Raw genomic sequence first — 21,534 nt, 5'->3', positions numbered from 1 at the left:
TACAGAGCGTTACCAGAAATGGTGCAAACGCAAGGGATACCATTTCAGAGCAGAGAAAGCGTTGGACATCTATGCCAGCAGCTGTGGCCACTTTACTACGCTGCCGAAGAACGACAATACGAAACTACTCATTACCACAGCAGCACAACAGCTTCTTACGGGCAAAATGACACTGGCGGCACTGCGGGCGGAGATGACGCGAATCGCGTCCCAACTCCCGGAATACGAAACTGTGTGCGCCATGTACGGCGTTGGTGAAACAACTGCCGCGCAGCTCATGGCCGAGATCGGTGATGTGCGTCGTTTTCCGCGCCGCAGCTCCATTGTGGGCTTTGCAGGTGTTGATCCGGGAATAGACGAGTCCGGAAAGCACAGCGCCAAAAGCGTTCCTACTACAAAACGAGGCTCTCCGCATCTGCGCAAAACGCTCTATCAGATCGTCTGTACTTACCTGAAAAAGTCTCCAGCAGATGAGCCGGTCTACCAGTTCCTCGATAAGAAACGTGCAGAAGGCAAGCCATATTTCGTTTACATGACTGCCGCCCAGAACAAGTTCCTGCGCATCTACTACGCCCGCGTGAAGGAATGCCTGGAGGCCTTTGATTCTCAAACAGCAGAGCAAAAATAACTATTAATAACTTAGACTCACTCCAGCTGGTGGAAGTCTTTTCTCCAGCTTGATTTGTTGCGCTTTTTTGATCTCGCAAACTTTGCGGGATTTTTTTCATTTTAGGACTTGACTTTTATTTGCAGGACTCCTCACAAATATTCCCGCCGGAGAAGTGGGGTCACTCCTCGGCAGTGCCGGATACGATCTGGGTCCCCACCACGCAGTCCGCCTTGATCTTGCCCAGGGCGGCCATATGGGGGGGAGTCAGGTGGACCTGCTGGGCTGCCCGGTCCCGCCAGCGCTCCACCAGCAGCAGGGTGTTGTCCTCCTGCGCGGGCAGGTAGTAGGCATACTGGAGGCAGCCGTCCTCCTGCCGTACGGCATCCAAAATGCCCTGGGCCTGTACCTCCTTTAAAAAGGTATCCCGCATACCGGGCTTCATGGTGTAGGTCACGTTAAGAAGCAGCATCGTTTGCCCTCCTGTTCAGCGGTTCTTCATGCGCTGAAAATCCAGATATCCCTCTAAAATCAGCGAAGCGGCCACCGCGTCCACGGTTTTCTTCCGCTTCTTTGCGTTTTTGCCCCCCTCGGCCAGAATGCGGTGGGCATCCACGGTAGTGCGCCGCTCGTCCCACAGCACCGGCTCCAGACCGGTGGCCTGGGCGACCTGGGCGGCAAAGTCCCGGTAGAGCTGGGCGCGGGGTCCCTCCGTGCCGTCCATATTTCGGGGAAAGCCCATGACCAGCTGGTCCACCTGGTGCTCTTTGACCAGCCGCGCCAGCTCCGAGAGCACCACCTCCGCCTTGCGGGAGTGGATGGTGGTAGTCATCCCGGCCAGAAAGCCGGTGGGGTCGGAGATGGCAACGCCGGTGTGGGCGTCGCCGTAGTCGATGGCCATGACGCGCAAACAATCAACTCCTTCCAATCTCTTCCCCTACACTATACAAGAAAAAACGCGGCCTTACAAGAGGAAGACGCGGCTTATTTCAGCGCGTCGGACACCCGCAGCATCAGGTCCTCGTGGGTGCGGTCCACCAGGTGGGTGTAGATGCGTCCGGTGGTGGAGGGAGTGGAGTGGCCCAGGGCCTTGCCGATGTCGAAGAGGGAGGCTCCCTGGCAGGATGCGATGGTGGCAAAGGTGTGGCGCAGGCCGTGGAAGGTGAGGCGGGGCAGATTATTGCGGCGCACAAAACGGGTGAAGGCCAGAGACAGGGCGTTGGGGGAGTAGGGGCGCTGCTTATGGTCCAGGACCACGTAGCCCTCGGGGTTAAAATTGGCCGGGTCCTGGCAGCGCAGGGCCTCCTGGCGGCTCTGCTCCTGCTCCAGCAGCAGGCACAGCTCATCGGCCAGATAGAGGGTGCGCACTGAGGCGCGGTTTTTGGTCTCCTTCTGCACGATGTTGGCTCCGTAGGCGGTGCGGGCCTCCCGGATGATGACCAGGCGGCGCTGAAGGTCCACATTGTCCCACTTCAGACCGCAGATCTCCTCCCGGCGCATACCCAGACTGCCCGCCAGCTTTACCGGCAGCTCCAGAGGTTTTCCCTGGATGAGCTGGTAGAGCTGCTTGAGCTCCAGGTTGTCGTAGAAGGAGGTCTCCTTGGGACGGGGACGGGGCGGCTCCACCCGGTTCATGGGGGAGACGGGGATCATCTCCTGGCGCACCGCCGAGCGCAGGGCGCTGGAGAGCAGGTCGTGGTGGCGGCGCATGGTGTTGGAGGAGAGGTTGGCCTCCCGCTGGGTGGTGGTGTAGTACTCCTGGACCTGTTTGGCGCTGAGCTTGGTCAGGGGCGTGTCTCCCAGGGCGGGGTCAATGTGGTTGTCGATGATCTTCTGGTAGGCGTACACCGTGGTCTCCGCCCGGTTGGGGCGCACGATGGAGTCCATCCAGTATTCCAGCCACTGGGACAGGGTCATCTCCTGGGCGGGAACAAACTGGGGCTGTTCCCGGGTGGCATGAAATTCCTTCAGACCGTTTCGGGCCGCGGCCAGGGTGGGGAAGGTACGGTATTGCTTGATGCGCTTACCATTTTCATCCCGCCCCAGGTCCATGCTGACGTAGTAGAGATGGCGTATGTCGTCGTATGAGATATTTCGTTCTACTGTTTTCCTGGCCATAGTCGGTCCTCCTTTTAAAACTGATGGATGGGCAATTACCAAACACACACAGGGTGCCCTCCGTGTTTATTTTTGGCAGCTCTGGGAATAAAAAATTCATGTCCGCCCACAAAAGTGCCTGGGAGCAAAAAACCCGGACGCCCGGGTGTGGACATTATGTGGGAACCCTTTCCACGAAAAAACGCGCCTGCCTGGCATGATGTCGGCAGGGCAGCTGGAAGAGAAGGATTGAAGCGGGAAAATTGTTAAGATACACCAAAAGAGAAGGGCAGATGAAATGGTGGCTTGTCACATTGTATCATATTCTGTCGAAAAAGTCATGCCTTATATCTCCTGGTAAAATTTTCAGAGCAAAAAGAGGAAAATACAGAGAAAAAACAAGCTTTTAAGAATGGCGGGGGTATGGTACACTGGGGGCGGGTGATAACATGATACGGATTCAAAATATTCCCCTGCCTGTGGGCGGGAGTTTGGAACAGCTGCGCCGCAAAGCGGCCCGGACGCTGGGGCTGCGTCCCGGGGCATTGAAGCAGGTGCGGCTGGTGCGTCAGTCCATCGACGCACGGAAAAAGCAGGATGTACACTATGTATATACCTTGGATGTGGAAGTGGAGCAGGAGGAGGCGGTGCTGTCGGCCTGCACGGCCCGCAACGTCTCCCTGGTCCATCCGGTACCCTACGCGTTCCCTGAGGTAAAGCGCCGTTCCACCAACATGCCGGTGGTGGCGGGAATGGGGCCGGCGGGCCTGTTTGCCGCCCTGTTTCTGGCCCGGAACGGGATTCCCTGCGTGGTGCTGGAGCGGGGCCAGGATGTGGATACCCGAACCAAAGATGTAGAGCGGTTCTGGAAGGACGGCACTCTGGACCCCAGCTCCAATGTGCAGTTTGGCGAAGGAGGTGCAGGCACCTTCTCCGACGGCAAACTGACCACCGGGACCCACGACCCCCGCATTGCCGCAGTGATGGACGCCCTCATTGAAGCGGGAGCGCCGGAGGACGTGAAGTGGTCCCACAAGCCCCACATCGGTACCGATATTTTGCGCCAGGTGGTGAAAACCATCCGTCAGGAGCTCATCTCCCTGGGCTGTGACGTGCGCTTTGGCAGCTGCCTCACTGGATTGGAACACAGCGGCGGACAGCTCAGTGGCATTTGGGTGGAGGGACCGGAGGGGCGCTACCGCCTGGACTGTGACGCCCTGGTGCTGGCGCCCGGCCACTCCGCCCGGGATACCTTCCGGATGCTGGAGCAGGAGGGGGTGCCCATGGAGCAGAAGAGCTTTGCCATCGGTGTGCGCATCGAGCACAAGCAGAAGCTCATCTCCCAGGCCCAGTACGGCCCCTTCTGGGACCAGCTGCCGCCCACCGACTATAAGCTGGCCTGCCATCTGCCCAACGGCCGCTCTGCCTTTACCTTCTGTGTGTGCCCCGGCGGCCAGGTGGTAGCCTCGGCCTCAGAGCCGGGCCAGCTGGTGACCAACGGCATGAGCTACCGCAGCCGGGATGGAGAGAACATCAACGGCGGCTTCCTGGTGGGAGTTGGTCCGGAGGATTTTCAGACCTTCGGCGCCGACCCACTGGCGGGAGTGCGCTTCCAGGAGCAGTGGGAGCGTGCAGCGTTTCAGGCGGGAGGCGGCGGCTTCATGGCTCCGGCTCAGCGGGTGGAGGATTTTCTGGCAAAGCGCGCCTCCCATGGACCTGGAGAAGTGCGGCCTACCTACCAGCCCGGCGTGACCTGGACTACACTGGAGGACTGTCTGCCTGATTATGTCACCGACACTCTCCGGGGAGCGCTGCCTGTTCTGGACCGGAAGCTCCACGGTTTTGCCCATCCCGACGGGGTGCTCACCGGAGTGGAGACCCGGTCGTCCTCCCCGGTGCGGATCGTTCGGGACGAGACGTACCAGTCCACCCTGCGGGGGTTGTATCCCTGCGGCGAGGGGGCTGGCTACGCCGGTGGTATCGTGAGCGCCGCCGTGGATGGCATCCGGGTGGCGGAAGCGGTGGCCCGGGGATAAAGAAAGCCCCCTCGCCGGGGGCCCCGCAAGGCGGGGCGGCGCCCAGCGCCGTACAAGCGTTTTGCCAAAGGCAAAACCTTGGCGCAGGGCGAATTCATTTCGACCGAGCATTTTAAATCCCAAAGGGTTCCCGGAAGGCTTTGCCTTCCGGGAAATGGGGGCGGGATACGCCGGTGGTATCGTGAGTGCTGCCGTGGATGGCATCCGGGTGGCCGAAGCGGTGGCCCGGGGATAATGGAATAAAAGAAAACACAGGGCGCTGCTTTTGGCAGCGCCCTGTGTTTTATACCTTTTAATACGTATGGTCGCAGATCTCCTGGATCTTGGCCTGGAGGTGCTTCAGGTCCTCGAAGGTCTCGGGGCGGCGGCGGGGGTCCCGCAGAATGGCCGCCGGGTGGAACAGAGCCATCATCTGCACGCCGGACTTTTCAAACCACTGGCCGTGCTCCTTGGTGATCTTGAAGTCGGGCTTGATCAAACGCATGGCGGCAATGCGGCCCAGACACACGATGATCTTGGGACGAATGAGGGCCACCTGGTTGCGCAGATAGCCGATGCAGGCGTCCTGCTCCGTGTTCAGGGGATCCCGGTTCTGAGGCGGACGGCACTTGACCATGTTGGCGATGTACACGTTCTTCTCCCGGCTCAGGTCGATGACCTCCAGCATGTCGTCCAGCAGCTTGCCGCCCCGGCCCACAAAGGGCAATCCCTGCAGGTCCTCGTTCTCGCCGGGGCCTTCTCCAATGAGCATGACCTCCGCATCCCGGGGGCCGGTGCCGAAGACCACGTTATGGCGGGTCTGGGACAGGGCGCACTTTTGGCAGGAGAGGCACTCCTGCTCCAATTCTTTCCAATCCAGCATAGCGTTTCCCTCACTCCGTGTTGATTTGTTCGAGTGTACCATAAAATGACGAAGGACGCAATGGTGGAAGATGGCAGATAAAAACCACAAGATATTGTGCCAAAAAAGAAACAAAAGCACAACGAAAAAACGAAATGAGAAATTATGTAAAATAAAATAGAACGTATGTTTTATGTGAAAAAGCGGTCGAAACCCAGGGAAACCTGCGGTTTTTTTCTGTGCAAATCGGAAAAAAAGGGTTGCTTTTTATGTCAACAGCTTTTATACTAAAACACAAGGGTGGGGGAAAGTGGAGCCATTCCCCACAAAAAGGGTTTCAAGTGGGGGAGAGGTGAATGGGATGACCGGCACGTACGAGCACAGCATCGACGCCAAAGGCCGCCTGTTCATCCCCGCCAAGCTCCGGGAGGAGCTGGGCGTCTCCTTTTACCTGGCCATGGGTATCGACACCTGTCTGGCCATCTACCCCCAGGCCACCTGGGACAAGTTTACCGAAAAATTTGCCTCCCTGCCCATGACACAATCCAGAGTGATGCGTCCCCTGTTTGCCAACGCGGTGAAATGCGAGCTGGACAGCCAGGGACGCATTGTTATTCCTCAGAAGCTGCGCAAGTACGCTCAGCTGGAAAAGGACGCGGTCATTCTGGGTGTGAACGACCGGGCTGAAATCTGGAGCGCCAAGCTCTGGCAGGAAGACGAGGAGGAGATGACCCCCGCCAAGATGGCCGAGTGCATGAGCGCTTTGGGGTTCTGATCTGATATGAGTGAGACATTTACCCACCGTCCGGTGCTGCTGGACGAGTGTATCGAAGCTTTGAATATCCGCCCCGACGGGATCTATTTGGATGGAACTCTGGGACGGGCGGGCCACAGCCGGGAGATCGCCCGGCGGCTGACCACGGGACGGCTCATCTGTGTGGACCGGGACCAGGCCGCTCTGGACGCGGCTCAGGACCGTCTGAAGGACTGGATGGACCGGGTCACCCTGGTGCACAGCAACTTTGATCAGCTGGACGCCATTCTGGACCGCCTGGGACTGGCCGGTGTGGACGGCATGCTGTTTGATCTGGGCGTGTCCTCCCCGCAGCTGGACGACGGCTCCCGGGGATTCTCCTACATGGCCGACGCCCCTCTGGATATGCGGATGGACCGCTCTGAGGGACTCACCGCCGCCGATGTGGTGAACCAGTGGTCTCAGGAGGAACTGCGGCGCATTTTGAGCCAGTACGGCGAGGAGCGCTACGCCCCTTCCATTGCCGCCGCCATCGTCCGCCGCCGCCAGGACAAGCCCATTGAGACCACCCTGGAGCTGGTGGATATCATCAAAAGTGCCATGCCCGCCCGGGCGCTGAAAGAGAAGCAGCACCCGGCCAAGCGGAGCTTTCAGGCCATCCGCATCGCCGTAAACGATGAGCTGGCCAGCGTGGACCGGATGGTCCGTGCCGCGGTTCCCCGCCTCAACAAGGGGGGACGGCTGGCCGTCATTACCTTCCACTCGTTGGAGGACCGGATCGTGAAGACCGATCTGGCCGAATTTGCCAAGGGATGTACCTGTCCGCCGGATTTCCCGGTGTGTGTGTGCGGGAAGACCCCGGACGTGAAGCTGACACCCCGCAAGCCCATCCTTCCCTCTGAGCGGGAGGTGGAGGAAAACCCCCGCGCCCGAAGCGCCAAGCTGCGGGTGGCCGAGAAATTAAAAGACCCCACGCAATCGTTTTGTGAAATCGGGAGAGAAATGGAGTGACCGGAATGGCAAGCCGCCATCGCACCAACACAGCCTCATATAATACCTACGGCAGCGTGGCATACGCTCCCGCTTACGAAGGCGGCGCCCTTCGCAGCCCCAAGGAGCGGACCCTTCAGCCCCAGCCCAAGGTCCGCACCCACGAGCGTACCCGCAGCCTCACCCGGACAAAGGTTCAGGTCCGGGAGGCAGGCGAGATTTCTCCCTTTGCCGTGGTTGGATTTTTGGCGGTGGGTGTGTTTGCGGTGCTGGTGATTTTCAGCTATGCCCAGTTCACCGTGGCCAACAGCCAGCTCTCCTCCCTGCGCAGTGAGCTGAGCGATCTGCAGGCGCAGAACGTGACCCTCTCGGCTGAGTATGAGCGGGTCTTTGACATGGAGCGTATCCAGGCCGCCGTGGGAGACACCATGGTCCGGCCCACCAACGACCAAGTGGTCTACCTGGATCTGTCCCAGCCCGACAACGTGGTGCTGAGCGAGGATCAGGAGCGGTCCACCGGTATCCGGGGAGCCCTGGAGGGTCTGGAGGACATTTTCCATCAAGTGATCGAATATTTCCGCTGAGATAGCGCATATAGTGAGCTGTAAAGCGGCACATCAGACAAGGGCGCAAGAAAGAAATTTCTTGCGCCCTTCTACCGCAAAGGAGGACTCAGATGTACAGACAACGGCAGCCCGAACCCCGGAAAAACCCCAGCGAGCGCAGCCGCCAGTCCAAACGGCTGGTGTTCCGCCGCTCTATGGTACTCATGGGCGTGTTTGGCCTGGGATTATTTATTCCTCTGCTGATCCAGCTGTGGAACATCGCCATCGTGCACCACGATGAGTATCAGACCAAAGCCATCGAGCAGCAGCTGATGGACGTGACCGTGTCAGCCAACCGGGGCGAGATCCTGGATGCCAACGGCGACGTGCTGGCCATGTCGGCCACGGTATACAACCTGATCCTGGCTCCCAAGGACCTGGTGGCCAGTGTGAGTGAGAGTAAGTTCAAGGATGAGGACGGCAACCTGGACGAGGATGCCTACAACGCCGAGATCCAGCGCAAGCGGGATGTGGTGGTGGACGGCCTGTGTGAGCTGATGCCTGACCTGGACCGGGAAAAGCTGGAACAGCGCATGGAGAAGACCAACTCCCAGTATGAGGTGCTGGCCACCCAGATCGAGGAGCAGGACGCCAAGGCCATCCGGGCCTTTATTGAGGAGAACAATACCTCCTACTACCTCTATCTCACCCCCAGCACCAAGCGCTACTACCCCTACGGTTCCCTGGCCAGCCAGGTGCTGGGCTTTGTGAACTCCGAGGGCGGCGCCTACGGCCTGGAGGCCTGGTACGAGGACCTGCTCAAGGGCGTGCCCGGCCGTGTGGTGACGGGCAAGACCGCCCAGAACGTGGAGATGTACAACAGCTACTCCAACTACATCGACGCCATCAACGGCTACGATCTGACCCTGACCCTGGACGCTACCATCCAGTCCTACGCTCAGCAGGCGTTGGAAAAGGGCATTGAGATGTACGACGTGCAAAACGGCGGCTTCTGCCTGGTGATGGATCCCCAGACCGGAAAGGTGCTGGCCATGGCCAGTTCTCCCAACTTTGATCCCAATAACTACTCGGTCATTACCGACAGCTTCCTGCTGGAGGATGTGGACACCGATACGGCCACCATCTACCAGCAGCTGAAGGCGGAGAACGACACAAAACCTGCAGACGAGCAGCTCACCGACGCGGAGCTTCAGGAGCAGGCCCAGGCTCAGGCCAAGGGCGCGGCCCGTGAGAAGCAGTGGAGCAACCGGACTGTTAAGGAGACCTACGAGCCCGGCTCTACCTTTAAGGCTCTGGTGCTGGCCGCCGCTCTGGAGGAGGGTGTGGTGTCTGAGAACGACACCTTCAACTGCCCCGGCTACTACAACATCGGCGGCTGGCGCATCAACTGTTCCAAGCGCACCGGCCACGGACACCAGACACTGGCCGAGGCGGTACAGAATTCCTGTAACCCCGCCTTCATCGAGATCGGTCAGCGGCTGGGAGCGGAGAAGTTCTATGAATACTTCCAGGCCTTTGGTATGACGGAGAAGACCGGCATCGACCTGCCCGGCGAGGAAAAGGGCGTCAACTGGGGCAGCAACATGGGCATCGTAGACCTGGCGGTGGCCTCCTTCGGTCAGCGCTTCAACGTCACCCCCCTGCAGATGGTCACCGGCTTCTCCGCCGTCATCAACGGCGGCAATCTGTACCAGCCCTATGTGGTGCAGAAGGTCACTGATTCGGAGGGAAATACCGTCAAAGAGAACAGCTCCACCCTGGTGCGCCAGGTTGTGAGCGAGCAGACCAGCCAGCGGGCACGGGCCATCCTGGAGACCGTCGTCTCTGAGGGCGGCGGCAGCAACGCCTACCAGGCAGGCTACCGCATCGGCGGTAAGACCGGTTCCGCCGAGACCCTGGAGGACGGACGTACCATCGTCTCCTTTATGGGCTTCGCTCCGGCGGACGATCCCCAGGTCATTGTCCTGATGGCCTACGACACCCCCAAGGAGGCCTCTCCCGGCAGCTCCTACGGCACCTGTGGCGTGTACATCAGCGGTGGCGCCATGGCAGCTCCCCGGGCGGGCGAGCTCATTGCCCAGATCCTGGACTACATGGGAGTGGAGAAACAGTACACCACCGAGGAGTCGGCGGCCACCACGGTCACCACGCCTCAGGTCACCGGATACACCGTGGCCGACGCGGCCGTCCGGCTGGAGAAGAAAAACCTGACCTACCGCACGGTGGGAACGGGCGACGTGGTCACCAGTCAGGTTCCTGCCGCCAACTCCGCCGTGCCCGGCGGCTCCACCGTGATCCTCTACCTGGGGGATGCGGCACCGGAGGAGACGACCACCGTGCCCAACGTGGTGGGTATGAGCTATGAAGGGGCAAAGAAAGCCCTGGAGGCCCAGGGCCTGTTCATGCAGGCGGCGGGCAGCAGCACCTTCTACAGCGAGAGCTCCAAGGCCCAGAGCCAGAGCGTAGCTGCCGGAGAGAGCGTGGCCACCGGCACCATCGTGCAGGTCCAGTTCAGCACGTTGGTGGAGGACGGGGCCGCCGACTTCTATGAGATAACATAGTTCCCTTTTCCACGCGCATAACTTAGAGAGAATGAAACTGCACCCGTGAGGGGTGACGACTGTGAAGCTGTGGCAATTGTTAGCCGGCGTTCCCCTCACGGGGGAACCTTATTCTCAGGAAATGGAAATTACTTCCATATCCTATGACACCCGAACCCTGCTTCCTGGCGCGCTGTTTGTGGCGCTGCCGGGGGCCAAGACAGACGGCAGTCTGTACATTGACGAGGCCCTGGCCAAAGGGGCTGCGGCGGTGGTATGCCGCCGCCGGCCCCAGCGGGAGGGGGTATTCTTCACCACGCCTGACCCGCGGCGGGCTCTGGCTTTGCTGGCGGAAAACTGGTTTGGCCATCCCGGCCGGGAGATGACCCTCATCGGGGTCACCGGCACCAACGGAAAGACCACCACTACCTTTTTAATTAAGGAAATGCTGGAGGGGGCGTTAAAGACCCAGGTGGGGCTCATCGGTACCATCCAGAACATGGTGGGGGAGCGGGTGCTGCCCGCCCACCGCACCACGCCCGAGAGCTACGAGGTTCAGCAGCTTTTAAGGGAGATGGCCGACAGCGGCTGTACCCATGTGGTGATGGAGGTGTCCTCCCACGCACTGGTGCAGCACCGGGTGGAGGGACTGGATTTTTCCGTGGCCGCCTTCACCAACCTGACCCAGGACCACCTGGACTACCACCATACCATGGAGGAGTACCGCTCCGCCAAGGAGCGCCTGTTCCATCAGTGCCGCCGTGCAGTGCTGAACCTGGACGACGAGGCGGGGCGGTGGTACCGGGAGCGGCTGGCCTGTCCGGTGTTCACCTACTCAGAGAACAAGGACCAGGCCGACCTAACCGCCAAGGGCATCCGCCTCTACCCCGGACAGGTGGAGTTTGAAGCAGTGGCCCGGGAGCAGATCCAGCGGGTGTTCCTGCCCATTCCCGGCGGCTTTACCATCTACAACGCCCTGTGCGCCCTGTCGGTAGGACTGTGTCTGGGACTGCGGCTAAGCGAGTGCGCTGCCGCCCTGCGCAGCGCCCGGGGCGTGAAGGGGAGAGTGGAGGTAGTCCCTGTACCCACCGCCTACACGGTACTCATCGACTACGCCCACAGCCCCAACGCTCTGGAAAATATCCTGCTCACCGCCCGGGATTTTACCGCCGGAAGGCTCATCTGTCTGTTTGGCTGCGGCGGCGACCGGGACCGCACCAAGCGGCCTATTATGGGCGGCGTGGTGAAGGAACTGGCCGATCTGGCTGTGGTCACCTCGGATAATCCCCGCACCGAAGATCCCGAGGACATCATCCGGGATATCCTGGCGGGCATGGAGGGAGAGGGAGCCCAGATCCATGTGGAGCCAGACCGGCGGCAGGCCATTGCCTGGGCGCTGTCTCAGGGGCGGCCGGGGGATGTGATCGTGCTGGCGGGGAAGGGACATGAGACCTACCAGGAGATCCAGGGGGTGCAGTACCCCATGGACGAGCGGGAAATCGTGGCCCAATATTTTTCCAGCGCCCCTTCGTGGGAAAGGACTGGAAATCTTCCGGCGGGTGTAGTATAATACCTTGTTTCAATCCTTCGCAGTTCTGCCCCTGGCACAAAAGAGAAAGAGGACCTGGAGGTTTCGACATGACATATATTCTCAGCTTCATTGTGGCCTTTGGCGTGACCGCCATTGCCGGACAGATTTTGATCCCGGTGCTGCGCCGGCTGAAAGCCGGACAGTCCATCCGGGAGGACGGACCCACCTGGCATATGTCCAAACAGGGTACCCCCACCATGGGCGGCCTGATGTTTATTCTGGGTATCGCCGTGGCGGTGGTGGCCGCGGGCTGGCAGGATTTCCAGCACGGACTTCATAACCACATTGTGGTGTTCCTGTTTGCCCTTGTGTTTGGCGCCATCGGCTTCATCGACGATTTCCAGAAGCTGCGCCACCACGCCAACGAGGGCCTCACCGCCCCCCAGAAGTTCCTGCTTCAGCTGGCGGCGGCCATCGTGTTTACCCTGCTGCTGCGGAAGGACGGCTACCTCAGCCCTGACCTGTATATCCCCTTCTTCAACATTGAGATCGTGGGTATCCCCTGGGTGATTTACATGATCTTTGCCGCCTTTGTTATGGTGGGCACCGTCAACGCGGTGAATCTTACCGACGGCATTGACGGCCTGGCCACCGGCGTGACCATCCCGGTGATGATCTTCTACGTCGCCGTGTCCGCCTGGTATGGCAAGAGCGATCTGGTCACCGTCTCCGCCGCCATGGCGGGCGGCCTGTCCGCGTTCCTGATCTATAACTTCCATCCGGCCAAGGTGTTCATGGGTGATACCGGCTCCCTGTTTTTGGGCGGCGCGGTGTGCGGCATGGCCTTTGCCCTGGACCTGCCCCTGGTGATCCCCATTGTGGGCCTGGTGTATGTGCTGGAGGTGCTCTCCGACATCATCCAGGTGGTCTACTTCAAGAAGACCGGCGGCAAGCGCTTTTTCCGCATGGCTCCCCTGCACCACCACCTGGAGCTGGGCGGCTGGAGCGAGACAAAGCTGTTCTGCGTGTTCTCCGGTGCTACCCTGATCCTGTGCGTGCTGGCCTTCTGGGGCGTGATGTATCGTTATCCCATGTGATGACAATTTGTGATCTTTTTTAGTGCATATCCTATTAGTATAGACTTATCCCGCCTCAAAGGAGGAATTCCATGGCCCGAAAACCCAAACGTGACCTGACGGTAGAAGAGCAGCTGGCCCGGGGGCCCATGGATCTGCCCTTTTTGATGCTGGTGATGATCCTGCTGGGCATCGGCCTGATTATGATGTTCTCGGCCTCCTATGCCACAGCCTATTATGACAGCAAGGTGGCCGACCCCCTGTACTATATCAAGCGCCAGGCCATGTTTGCCGTGGTGGGTGTGGCGGTCATGTATGTGGTGTCCAAGATCAACTACCAGACCTTCCGGTGGATGTCGGTGCCCGCTCTAATTTTCAGCATCATTTTGCTGCTGCTGGTATTTACCCCGCTGGGCCGAAGTCACAACGGCGCCCGGCGGTGGCTGTATCTGGGCGTGGAGTTCCAGCCGTCCGAGATCGCCAAAATTGCAGTCATCCTGTTTTTTGCCGCCCGGCTTTGTAAGCGGGACAGCCGAAAACCTCTGCGGTATAAAAACCGCACCTTTACCGGGCGGATGCTCAACCGCCTGGAGCGCATTGGCTTTCTGGAGCTGGTGCCCTACATCGCCGTGCTGGGCACGGTACTGCTGCTGGTGCTGCTGGAGCGGCACATGTCCGGCACCATTCTGGTCATGGTGGGTGCCGCAGCGGTGCTGTTTGCCGCGGGCATCAATATCTGGTGGTTCATCGGCGGCGGCGCGGTGGTAGGTGCCCTGCTGGCCTTTATCATGCTGGCCACACCCTATATGAACGCCCGTATCGAACTGTGGCTGGATCCCTGGGGCCAACGCCAGGGGAACGGCTACCAGACGGTGCAGTCCCTGCTGGCCATGGGGTCGGGCGGTCTGCTGGGTCTGGGGCTGGGCAACAGCAAACAGAAAATGCTCTATCTCCCCGAACCGGAAAACGACTTCGTTTTCCCCATCGTGGTGGAGGAGCTGGGCTATATCGGCGGAGCCGTGGTGATTATCCTGTTTGCCCTGCTTATTCTGCGGGGCTACTGGCTGGCTCTCCACGCCCGGGATAAGTTCGGAGCCCTGACCATTGTGGGCATCATCACCCTGTTTGCCACCCAGGTGTTTTTGAACATCGCTGTGGTTACCAACCTGATTCCCAATACCGGCATTTCTCTGCCCTTCTTCAGTTACGGCGGAACAGCCCTGCTGATACAGTTGGGGGAGATGGGTATGATATTAAGTATCTCCCGTCAGATCCCCGCGCCCAAGCACGATTAAGGCCCTTGGCCTGATATAGAACGAGGTGGTTTCATGAATATCCTCTTTACCTGCGGCGGTACCGCCGGACATGTGAACCCGGCGGTAGCCCTGGCACGCATTTTCCAGGAGCGCAATCCCGGCTGCCGGGTGCTGTTTGTGGGAGCGGACGGAGGGATGGAGACCCGGCTGGTGCCCAAGGAGGGCTACCCCATCCAGACGGTGACCATCACCAACTTCCACCGCTCTCTGGCTCCTGCCGACATCGCCCACAATCTGGGCACCCTGGTGAATATGCAGAAGTCCAAGAAGCAGGCCCAGCGCATTTTGGATGAGTTCCAGCCCGACCTGGTGGTGGGCACCGGAGGCTATGCCTCCTTCCCTGTGGTAAAGGAGGCCGCCCGGCGGCATATCCCCACCGCCGTCCACGAGTCCAACGCCGTGCCCGGACTGACCACCAAGGCCCTGTCCAAGGTGGTGGACTGCGTGATGGTGGGCTTTGAGGAGAGCCGGGCCCACTACGATAACCCCGATAAGGTGGTAGTCACCGGCACCCCCGTGCGGGGCGACTTCTTCCGCTACACCCGGGAGGAGGCCCGCAAGCAGCTGGGTATTGAGGACAACCGTCCTCTGCTGCTGTCCTACTGGGGCTCCCTGGGCGCGGAGGTGATGAACCGCCAGATGGTGGATTTCATCGCCAAGGAGTGCTATGAGGGCGCCCCGTTCCGCCACATCCACGGCGCGGGCCGGGACTTCTCCTGGATGCAGGAGGAGCTGCTGCGCCGGGGGCTGAAGCTGGGGGACAACGGGGTGGAGGTCCGGGAGTATATCTACGATATGCCCCTGGTGATGGCCGCCGCCGACGTGGTTCTCTGCCGGGCGGGTGCCTCCACCATCTCGGAGCTCACCGCCATTGCCAAGCCGGCCATTCTGGTGCCCTCTCCCAACGTCACAGCCAACCACCAGGAGAAGAACGCCCGGGTGCTGGCCGACCAGGGAGCGGCGGTGCTGCTGCTGGAGAAGGACTGCCAGAGGGACGAGCTCTACGAGCAGGCCGAAGCGCTGCTGCGGGACCGGCCCCGCCGGGACAGCATGATCCGGGCGCTGACCAGCATGGCGGTGCCCGATGCGGGGGAAAAGATCTATATTACCCTGCGCTCGCTGATGCGGGGCTGAAACCACTTTTTTGATGTTTGCATAGGATAGCCTGAACGAAATGAAGTTGGAGGCTATCCCATGAGCATGTATGAAATCCAAGGCGGCAGGCCGCTGGGCGGGCGGCTGAGGGTCCAGGGGGCCAAGAACAGTGTTCTTCCCCTGCTGGCCGCCGCGCTGCTGGCTCCGGGCCAGAGCGTGATCCATAACTGCCCCGATCTGTCTGATGTGTCCGCCACCCTGGATATTCTGGCCCTGCTGGGCTGCCGGGTGGCCCGGGAGGGGGAGACCGTGACGGTGGACGCCGCCGCCCTGAGCGGCAGCGCCATTCCCGAGCGGCTGATGCGGGAGATGCGCTCCTCGGTGATTTTTCTGGGGGCGCTGCTGGCCCGTACCGGGAGCGCCCGGCTGTGCTATCCCGGAGGCTGCGAGCTGGGTCCCCGGCCCATCGATCTGCACCTGGCCGCCCTGCGGGGGCTGGGAGCGGAGATCCGAGAGAATGGAGAGTGCCTTACCTGCACCGCGGGCCGCGGACTGCGGGGGGCGCGGATCCATCTGCCCTTTCCCAGTGTGGGGGCCACCGAGAACGCCATGCTGTGCGCCTGCGGAGCTCAGGGGGTGACCACCTTGGTGGGAGCCGCCCGGGAGCCGGAGATCGTGGATCTGGAGCGCTTTCTCAACAAATTGGGAGCCAGGGTGTCCGGCGCGGGCACGCCGGTGGTCACCATTGAAGGAGGCCATCCCCTTCACGGAGCGGAGCACACGGTGATGGGCGACCGCATCGTGGCATCCACCTGGCTGTGCGCCTGCGGGGCGGCAGGAGGGGAGATTGTCCTGACCGGTGTGGAGCCCTCCTCCCTGGATACGGTACTCTCCTGTCTGGAACAGGCGGGGGGAGAACTGGAGTGCCGGGGAGAGGAGATCCGCTTCCGGAGCACGAAACCCCTGCGGGGCATCCCACCGGTACATACCGCACCTTATCCCGGCTTTCCCACCGACGCCCAGGCCATTCTGATGGCCGCCCTGGCAGGTGGAAGAGGCCAGACTTTGTTTGTAGAAAATATGTTTGAAAGCCGCTACCGCCATGTGGCGCAGCTGCAGCGCATGGGGGCGGATATCCGGGTGTGGGGCCGCTCCGCCGTAGTGACGGGCTGCCCTCTGTACGGCCAGCGGGTGGAGAGCACCGACCTGCGAGGCGGGGCCGCTCTGGTGGTGGCCGCCCTGGGGGCGGAGGGAACGACCCAGGTGACCCAGCTGAGCCATATCCGCCGGGGCTATCAGGATATGGAAGGCACCCTTCGGCAGCTGGGAGCAGACATCCGCCTGCTCCCCACAAACAGAGATACAGGAGAAGACCATGGCATCTGTGAGACACAACCGAAAGCGAAAACGCCGCCGCAGCCGGCTTGGCGTGCTCTTTAAGCTGCTGTGCCTGGCGGCGCTGGTGGCGGCCCTTACCTTTGGCGCCACGGTATTCTTTCAGGTGGAGACCATTGCCGTGACGGGCAACAGCCGCTATACCCAGGATGAGATCATTGCCGCCTCCGGGGTACAGGTGGGGGATAACCTGTTTCGCATGAACAAGAAACAGATTTCTCAGGAGATCCTCCATCAGCTGCCCTATGTGGAGTCGGTATCCATTCTCCGCGGGCTGCCCAGCACCATCACCTTCCAGGTGACCGAGTGGGATGCGGTGGCTCAGGTAGAGGTGTATGCCCAGGAGCAGACGGAGGAGAGCGGAGAGGAAGGGGAGTCCCAGCAGGCCGCGGCCAAGGAGGCCTGGCTCATCAGCGTGGGCGGCAAGCTGCTGGAGCCGGTCTCTGCCTCTCACACCGCGCCCATCTCGGTGACCGGGCTTACGGCCCTGGCGCCTGAGGCGGGCTCGATGCTGGCGGTGCCCCAGGATCAGCAGAGCAAGCTTACCGCGCTGACCAACGTTTTGGAGAAGCTCCAGCAGCAGGGTATGATGAGCCGGGTCTCTTCCGTTGATCTGACCCACGTCTCCTGTATGGTGCTGCGGCTGGACGGGAGCATCGACGCCAAACTGCCTCTCACGGGGGATACCGCGTATTATCTCCGAGCGCTTAATGCCGCCGTGGAGGAGGAAAACCGCCGCCGCGGCGGTCAGGCGGTGGGTATCATGGATCTCACGCAAAAGGAATATACCGCCATCTTTACTCCGGCTGAGAGTGGTGGATGATATTTTCCAACTTTTTCTCTTGACCTGCTGAAAAAAGAGCGATACAATGAATCAAGATATAGCCTTGATTCTGCATCCGCTCACAATTGCTTGTTTTTGGGCGTTTGTGGCGGAGTTTCATTTTATACTTAGGAGGAACGACAATGGCCTTCGGAATGGATATGGGTCCTGACAGCGTAGTCAATATTAAAGTAATCGGTGTAGGCGGCGGCGGCAACAACGTAGTCAACCGCATGGTGCGCACCGGAACCAAGGGTGTCGATTTTATTGCGGTGAATACCGATAAGCAGGCGCTGGCCGTCTCTGCCGCTACCTATAAGATTCAGATCGGTGAAAAGCTCACCAACGGCCAGGGCGCCGGCTCCAACCCTGAGGTGGGCCGCAAGAGCGCCGAGGAGAACCGCACCCAGATCTCCAAGGCTCTGGAGGACGCCGACATGGTATTCATCACCGCCGGTATGGGCGGCGGCACCGGCACCGGCGCGGCTCCCATCGTGGCCGACATCGCCAAGGAGATGGGCATCCTCACCGTAGGCGTAGTTACCAAGCCGTTCCGTTTTGAGGGCATGCGCCGGATGAAGCAGGCCGAGGGCGGTATTGAGGAACTGCGCTGCAAGGTGGACTCCCTGGTCATCATCCCCAACGAGCGCCTGAAGCTGGCTACCGATCAGAAGATCACCATGCTCAATGCCTTTGAGATCGCCGACGACGTGCTGCAGCAGGCCGTTCAGTCCATTTCCGACCTTATTAAGAACACTGGCTTCATCAACCTGGACTTTGCCGACGTGTCCGCCGTTATGAAGGACGCTGGCCGTGCTCACATGGGTGTGGGCCGCGCCGCCGGCAAGAGCAAGGCCGAGGAGGCCGCCAAAATGGCCATTTCCAGCCCCCTGCTGGAGACCTCCATCAACGGCGCCAAGGGCGTGCTGATCAACGTCACCGGTTCCATGGACATCGGCCTGGAAGAGGTAGAGACCGCCGCCAACCTGGTGCAGGAGGCCGCCCACCCCGAGGCCAACATCATCTTCGGTGCCGCCTTTGACGACACCCTGGAGGATGAGTTGCGGGTCACCGTCATTGCCACCGGCTTTGACGAGAAGGAGGAGGCTGCCGCCGCTCCTGCTGCTGATATGTCCCAGAAGCCTTTCTCCCAGGCGGGAGACCGGGTGAAGGAGAGCCAGCAGGCCGCGCCTCAGGGCGAGGCTTCTGCCGCCCCTGTGGTTGAGCCTGAGAAGGCCGCCGTCAGCGATGACGACTGGGATATCCTGGAGCGCATTTTCAGCCGCAAGCGCTGATTCCGCCCTACATATACGTATCCGCCCCGGAGAAGGTTCCCCTTCTCTGGGGCTTTTTTCTTAAAGGAGTACGCCGTGCTGATCTATCTCTCTATGATCGAAGATGCGGAGGACCAAAATAAATTTGAGCAAGTGTACCTCCGGTATAAAAATCTCATGTTTTATGTGGCCCACCGTATTTTGAACGACGCTCAGGAGGCGGAGGACGCGGTCCACGACGCATTTGTGCGCATTGCGGAGCACATCGACCAGGTGGGCGAACCGGACTGTCCAAAAACCAGGGGCTTCGTGGTTATTATTGTTGAACGGGTGGCGCTGAACCGTTTGGAGCGCCGCCGCCGGCGGGAGGCTCTGCCTTTGGAGGAGTGGACGCCCACTGCCCAGCGGGAGGACCCGGCGCCGGAGGAGGAAGAGGCCTTCAGCCGGGCCATGGCACGCCTGTCCCCACGGTACAGGGAGCTGCTGCTTTTGAAGCACTGGCAGGGCTTTTCCGACCGGGAGATCGGAAAGATGCTGTCCATGTCCCAAGGCAATGTGGCCAGGACGATCCAGCGGGCCAAGGAGAAACTGCGGGAAGCGCTGAAGGAAGAGGGGGTGGAGGTATGAACGAGAAACTGGACCGGCTGCTGGAGCAGTACAGCGCCGCCGCGGGCGAGTTCTGGCTGGAGGAAAGCCTGCCTGAGGACATTCCGGAGCATACCTTTTCCCACAAATTCCAGCGGAGGATGGACAAGCTGCTGCGCCGCCAGCGGCGCTCCCCGGCCGTGCGGGCGGCACTGACCTATGCCAGGCGGGCAGCCATTTTTGTGCTGGCCTTTGTGGCCCTGTCCTTCTCGGTACGCATGACAGTGGATGCCGCCTTCCGACGGCAGGTATTACAGGTGGTGGTGCAGGTGTTCTCTGACTTTACAGAGTTCCGCTATACCTCCGATGTGAAAGCCAAAGAGCAGCCCGGAGAGCTGGAGTTTACCTATCTGCCGGAGGGGATGGAAAGAGTAGAAACCGAGTTGGATGAAAGAGATTATTTTGTCTGGTACGAGGATTGTGATGGGCGATTTATCACTTTAGATCAGTCCCTAGTAGAAGGAAATGATGAGTTGATATGGATGCTGGATACAGAAGATGCAGAGGTCACGGAGTTTAAGGTTCATAATTATGATGCGATTGGCATTCAAAAGGGGGCAGACTGTACGATTCATTGGACAGATGACCAAATGGTATATGTGTTGTTAGGAAGAAATCTACCGATGGAGGAACTGGAAAAGGTTGCGGAAGGGATTCAGATAGATGAGTAAGCCTGAAGCGGCTGGAAGCCTTGGAATACAAGGCTTCCAGCCGCTTTCCTATATGGTCTAAAATTTTTTGAAAATTATTAAAAATCAGTGTCCAAAATCGAGACGCTTATTGGTTATAAAGAACAAACACAAAAAGAAAGGATATGATTCCCATGTTCCAGAAAAAAGCGCTTCTCCCGGCCCTATGTGTGTCCATTTGCCTGTGTGCTGGTATGATACCAAATGTATCAGCGGTAGAAAATGTAAATTCAACCATTGTAACACCTTGCTCAATGTATATTACTGATGCAAAAGTACGCTTTGCTATAGATAAAGGTATAGCAACAATTAAGGCATCTGTAATTGGGCAAGATGGTGTAGATCGATGTAAAGTGGAGGTAACTCTTCAAGAAAAAGTAGGTAGCACCTGGAAAATAGTCGGCACATGGACAGATGAGACGGGTGGAGTGCGGGCCTCCGTGTCAGAAACAAAGGCGGTGACGGCAGGCAAAACCTACCGGGCCAAAGTAGTGGTGACGGCCTGGTCGGGAAGCAAGTCGGAGACGAAGACAATCTTGTCCCCGGAGAAGAAGGCGTAAGATTCAGTAAGAAAAGGATTGTCTGCTTGTACTGTACATAGGAAAGGAGTATAGTAAGCATGAAAAAGATATGGAGCGTATTTTTAAGTTTTACTATTTTGGCTTCAATGTTTAGCACAAATGCATTTGCATACGGCAAAGAATCTCAAATGCAATCTGAGCGAACAGAACTTCATGAATGCATTAAAGAACAATTAATTGCGCAAGATGCTCTGTACTTAATGGATTTCTATGATTCTGTGATTGAAAATCTTTTAATCTCGAAATACAATAATACAATTAATTCAACAGCGGCAAGTTCTTGGTATGCGCCTAATGGTGGTATTATTTGGGGAAGAGCACCTAACATAGAAGTAGAAGCCGCCTTTTTTAATAAATCGGATGCGAAAGACCTACAAAATGACATGGGGAAACCAAACGCTATAAAGGTAACGCTCGAATTTCTATTAGGAGCGGCTTGGTTCCCCATCGGCGCATTGTTTACATTTTCTGAACTTGCACGTGCCATTGCATATAGTGATATGTGGGGGAAAATTGATACTGATAAGGAAGGGTGCTGCGTCTATGCCACCTATGATACATTAGAAATGAAAACCATAACTGTAATCTTTGGGTGGACACCTCCAACAATGAGTGTAAATTCTACGATTACGGTTACAGACCATTACATTAAGCCGTATTGATTGAGGAGGGATCCAA

Annotated in this window: 21 protein-coding genes; 17 read left to right on the top strand and 4 right to left on the bottom strand. The window is 59.2% G+C overall.

All coding sequences use genetic code 11. The features are described from left to right. The coding region (locus ACEVJL_RS05035; RefSeq protein WP_374737088.1) for a transposase at positions 1 to 628 on the top strand (628 nt) is incomplete at its 5' end. Positions 629 to 788: 160 nt separating this feature from the next. Here the strand turns inward: ACEVJL_RS05035 and ACEVJL_RS05030 are convergent. The 3 genes from ACEVJL_RS05030 to ACEVJL_RS05020 form a co-directional block, all read right to left on the bottom strand. Further along, positions 789 to 1,079: a putative quinol monooxygenase gene (locus ACEVJL_RS05030; protein WP_374737087.1), complete on the bottom strand. Its 291-nt coding sequence runs from the start codon at positions 1,077 to 1,079 to the stop codon at positions 789 to 791. 15 nt (positions 1,080 to 1,094) lie between these two features. Next, positions 1,095 to 1,517 (bottom strand): Holliday junction resolvase RuvX, encoded by a 423-nt coding sequence (ruvX, locus tag ACEVJL_RS05025; protein ID WP_008981622.1) that lies wholly within the window; start codon positions 1,515 to 1,517, stop codon positions 1,095 to 1,097. Positions 1,518 to 1,591: 74 nt separating this feature from the next. Next, complete coding sequence (locus tag ACEVJL_RS05020; protein ID WP_374737086.1) at positions 1,592 to 2,725, bottom strand: tyrosine-type recombinase/integrase; 1,134 nt, start codon at positions 2,723 to 2,725, stop codon at positions 1,592 to 1,594. A gap of 428 nt (positions 2,726 to 3,153) precedes the next feature. Between ACEVJL_RS05020 and ACEVJL_RS05015 the strand changes: the two genes are divergently transcribed. Further along, positions 3,154 to 4,740 carry an NAD(P)/FAD-dependent oxidoreductase gene (locus ACEVJL_RS05015; protein WP_374737085.1) on the top strand — a complete coding sequence of 529 codons (1,587 nt, stop codon included), beginning with the start codon at positions 3,154 to 3,156 and terminating at the stop codon, positions 4,738 to 4,740. A gap of 292 nt (positions 4,741 to 5,032) precedes the next feature. On the opposite strand, the gene ACEVJL_RS05010 is transcribed toward ACEVJL_RS05015, so the two are convergent. Continuing rightward, the gene (locus tag ACEVJL_RS05010) at positions 5,033 to 5,602 is read right to left on the bottom strand and encodes a uracil-DNA glycosylase (protein ID WP_374737084.1); all 570 of its coding nucleotides are present in this window, start codon (positions 5,600 to 5,602) and stop codon (positions 5,033 to 5,035) included. 340 nt (positions 5,603 to 5,942) lie between these two features. Between ACEVJL_RS05010 and mraZ the strand changes: the two genes are divergently transcribed. The 15 genes from mraZ (at position 5,943) to ACEVJL_RS04935 (ending at position 21,518) form a co-directional block, all read left to right on the top strand. Then, positions 5,943 to 6,356 carry a division/cell wall cluster transcriptional repressor MraZ gene (mraZ, locus tag ACEVJL_RS05005; RefSeq protein ID WP_008981626.1) on the top strand — a complete coding sequence of 138 codons (414 nt, stop codon included), beginning with the start codon at positions 5,943 to 5,945 and terminating at the stop codon, positions 6,354 to 6,356. Between the two features lie 6 nt (positions 6,357 to 6,362). After that, on the top strand, positions 6,363 to 7,346 hold the full coding sequence (rsmH, locus tag ACEVJL_RS05000; RefSeq protein WP_151076243.1) for a 16S rRNA (cytosine(1402)-N(4))-methyltransferase RsmH: 984 nt from the start codon (positions 6,363 to 6,365) through the stop codon (positions 7,344 to 7,346). 5 nt (positions 7,347 to 7,351) lie between these two features. Further along, positions 7,352 to 7,909, top strand: coding sequence for a hypothetical protein (locus ACEVJL_RS04995; protein WP_020989894.1), 558 nt, complete (start codon positions 7,352 to 7,354; stop codon positions 7,907 to 7,909). Positions 7,910 to 8,001: 92 nt separating this feature from the next. Beyond that, entirely contained in the window at positions 8,002 to 10,452 is a 2,451-nt protein-coding gene (locus ACEVJL_RS04990; protein ID WP_374737082.1) for a penicillin-binding transpeptidase domain-containing protein, read from the top strand. 61 nt (positions 10,453 to 10,513) lie between these two features. Beyond that, positions 10,514 to 12,001 carry a UDP-N-acetylmuramoyl-L-alanyl-D-glutamate--2,6-diaminopimelate ligase gene (locus tag ACEVJL_RS04985; protein WP_302668542.1) on the top strand — a complete coding sequence of 496 codons (1,488 nt, stop codon included), beginning with the start codon at positions 10,514 to 10,516 and terminating at the stop codon, positions 11,999 to 12,001. 68 nt (positions 12,002 to 12,069) lie between these two features. Continuing rightward, complete coding sequence (gene mraY, locus ACEVJL_RS04980; protein ID WP_008981631.1) at positions 12,070 to 13,059, top strand: phospho-N-acetylmuramoyl-pentapeptide-transferase; 990 nt, start codon at positions 12,070 to 12,072, stop codon at positions 13,057 to 13,059. 71 nt (positions 13,060 to 13,130) lie between these two features. Continuing rightward, a complete protein-coding gene (locus ACEVJL_RS04975) occupies positions 13,131 to 14,333 on the top strand; it encodes an FtsW/RodA/SpoVE family cell cycle protein (protein WP_235395602.1) in 1,203 nt (400 codons plus the stop codon). Between the two features lie 33 nt (positions 14,334 to 14,366). After that, positions 14,367 to 15,488, top strand: coding sequence for an undecaprenyldiphospho-muramoylpentapeptide beta-N-acetylglucosaminyltransferase (murG, locus tag ACEVJL_RS04970; protein WP_151076241.1), 1,122 nt, complete (start codon positions 14,367 to 14,369; stop codon positions 15,486 to 15,488). A gap of 60 nt (positions 15,489 to 15,548) precedes the next feature. Next, positions 15,549 to 16,889 (top strand): UDP-N-acetylglucosamine 1-carboxyvinyltransferase, encoded by a 1,341-nt coding sequence (gene murA, locus ACEVJL_RS04965; protein ID WP_235395613.1) that lies wholly within the window; start codon positions 15,549 to 15,551, stop codon positions 16,887 to 16,889. Beyond that, the gene (locus tag ACEVJL_RS04960) at positions 16,825 to 17,667 is read left to right on the top strand and encodes a cell division protein FtsQ/DivIB (RefSeq protein ID WP_374737080.1); all 843 of its coding nucleotides are present in this window, start codon (positions 16,825 to 16,827) and stop codon (positions 17,665 to 17,667) included. Before murA ends, ACEVJL_RS04960 begins: the two co-directional genes overlap by 65 nt. 143 nt (positions 17,668 to 17,810) lie before the next feature. After that, on the top strand, positions 17,811 to 18,962 hold the full coding sequence (gene ftsZ / locus ACEVJL_RS04955) for a cell division protein FtsZ (protein WP_020989895.1): 1,152 nt from the start codon (positions 17,811 to 17,813) through the stop codon (positions 18,960 to 18,962). Positions 18,963 to 19,037: 75 nt separating this feature from the next. Then, positions 19,038 to 19,568: an RNA polymerase sigma factor gene (locus tag ACEVJL_RS04950; protein ID WP_374737079.1), complete on the top strand. Its 531-nt coding sequence runs from the start codon at positions 19,038 to 19,040 to the stop codon at positions 19,566 to 19,568. Then, a complete protein-coding gene (locus tag ACEVJL_RS04945; protein WP_374737078.1) occupies positions 19,565 to 20,257 on the top strand; it encodes a DUF4367 domain-containing protein in 693 nt (230 codons plus the stop codon). The genes ACEVJL_RS04950 and ACEVJL_RS04945 overlap by 4 nt, the downstream gene beginning before the upstream one ends. A gap of 152 nt (positions 20,258 to 20,409) precedes the next feature. Then, positions 20,410 to 20,835 (top strand): hypothetical protein, encoded by a 426-nt coding sequence (locus tag ACEVJL_RS04940; RefSeq protein ID WP_235395624.1) that lies wholly within the window; start codon positions 20,410 to 20,412, stop codon positions 20,833 to 20,835. Positions 20,836 to 20,894: 59 nt separating this feature from the next. Further along, entirely contained in the window at positions 20,895 to 21,518 is a 624-nt protein-coding gene (locus ACEVJL_RS04935) for a hypothetical protein (RefSeq protein WP_325207710.1), read from the top strand. Positions 21,519 to 21,534 lie beyond the last annotated feature (16 nt).

Source organism: Flintibacter porci (assembly GCF_041925195.1).
In the GTDB taxonomy this organism is placed as follows: domain Bacteria; phylum Bacillota; class Clostridia; order Oscillospirales; family Oscillospiraceae; genus Lawsonibacter; species Lawsonibacter porci.
Note: the sequence above shows the minus strand (reverse complement) of the source record. Positions and strands in the feature narration are given on the sequence as shown.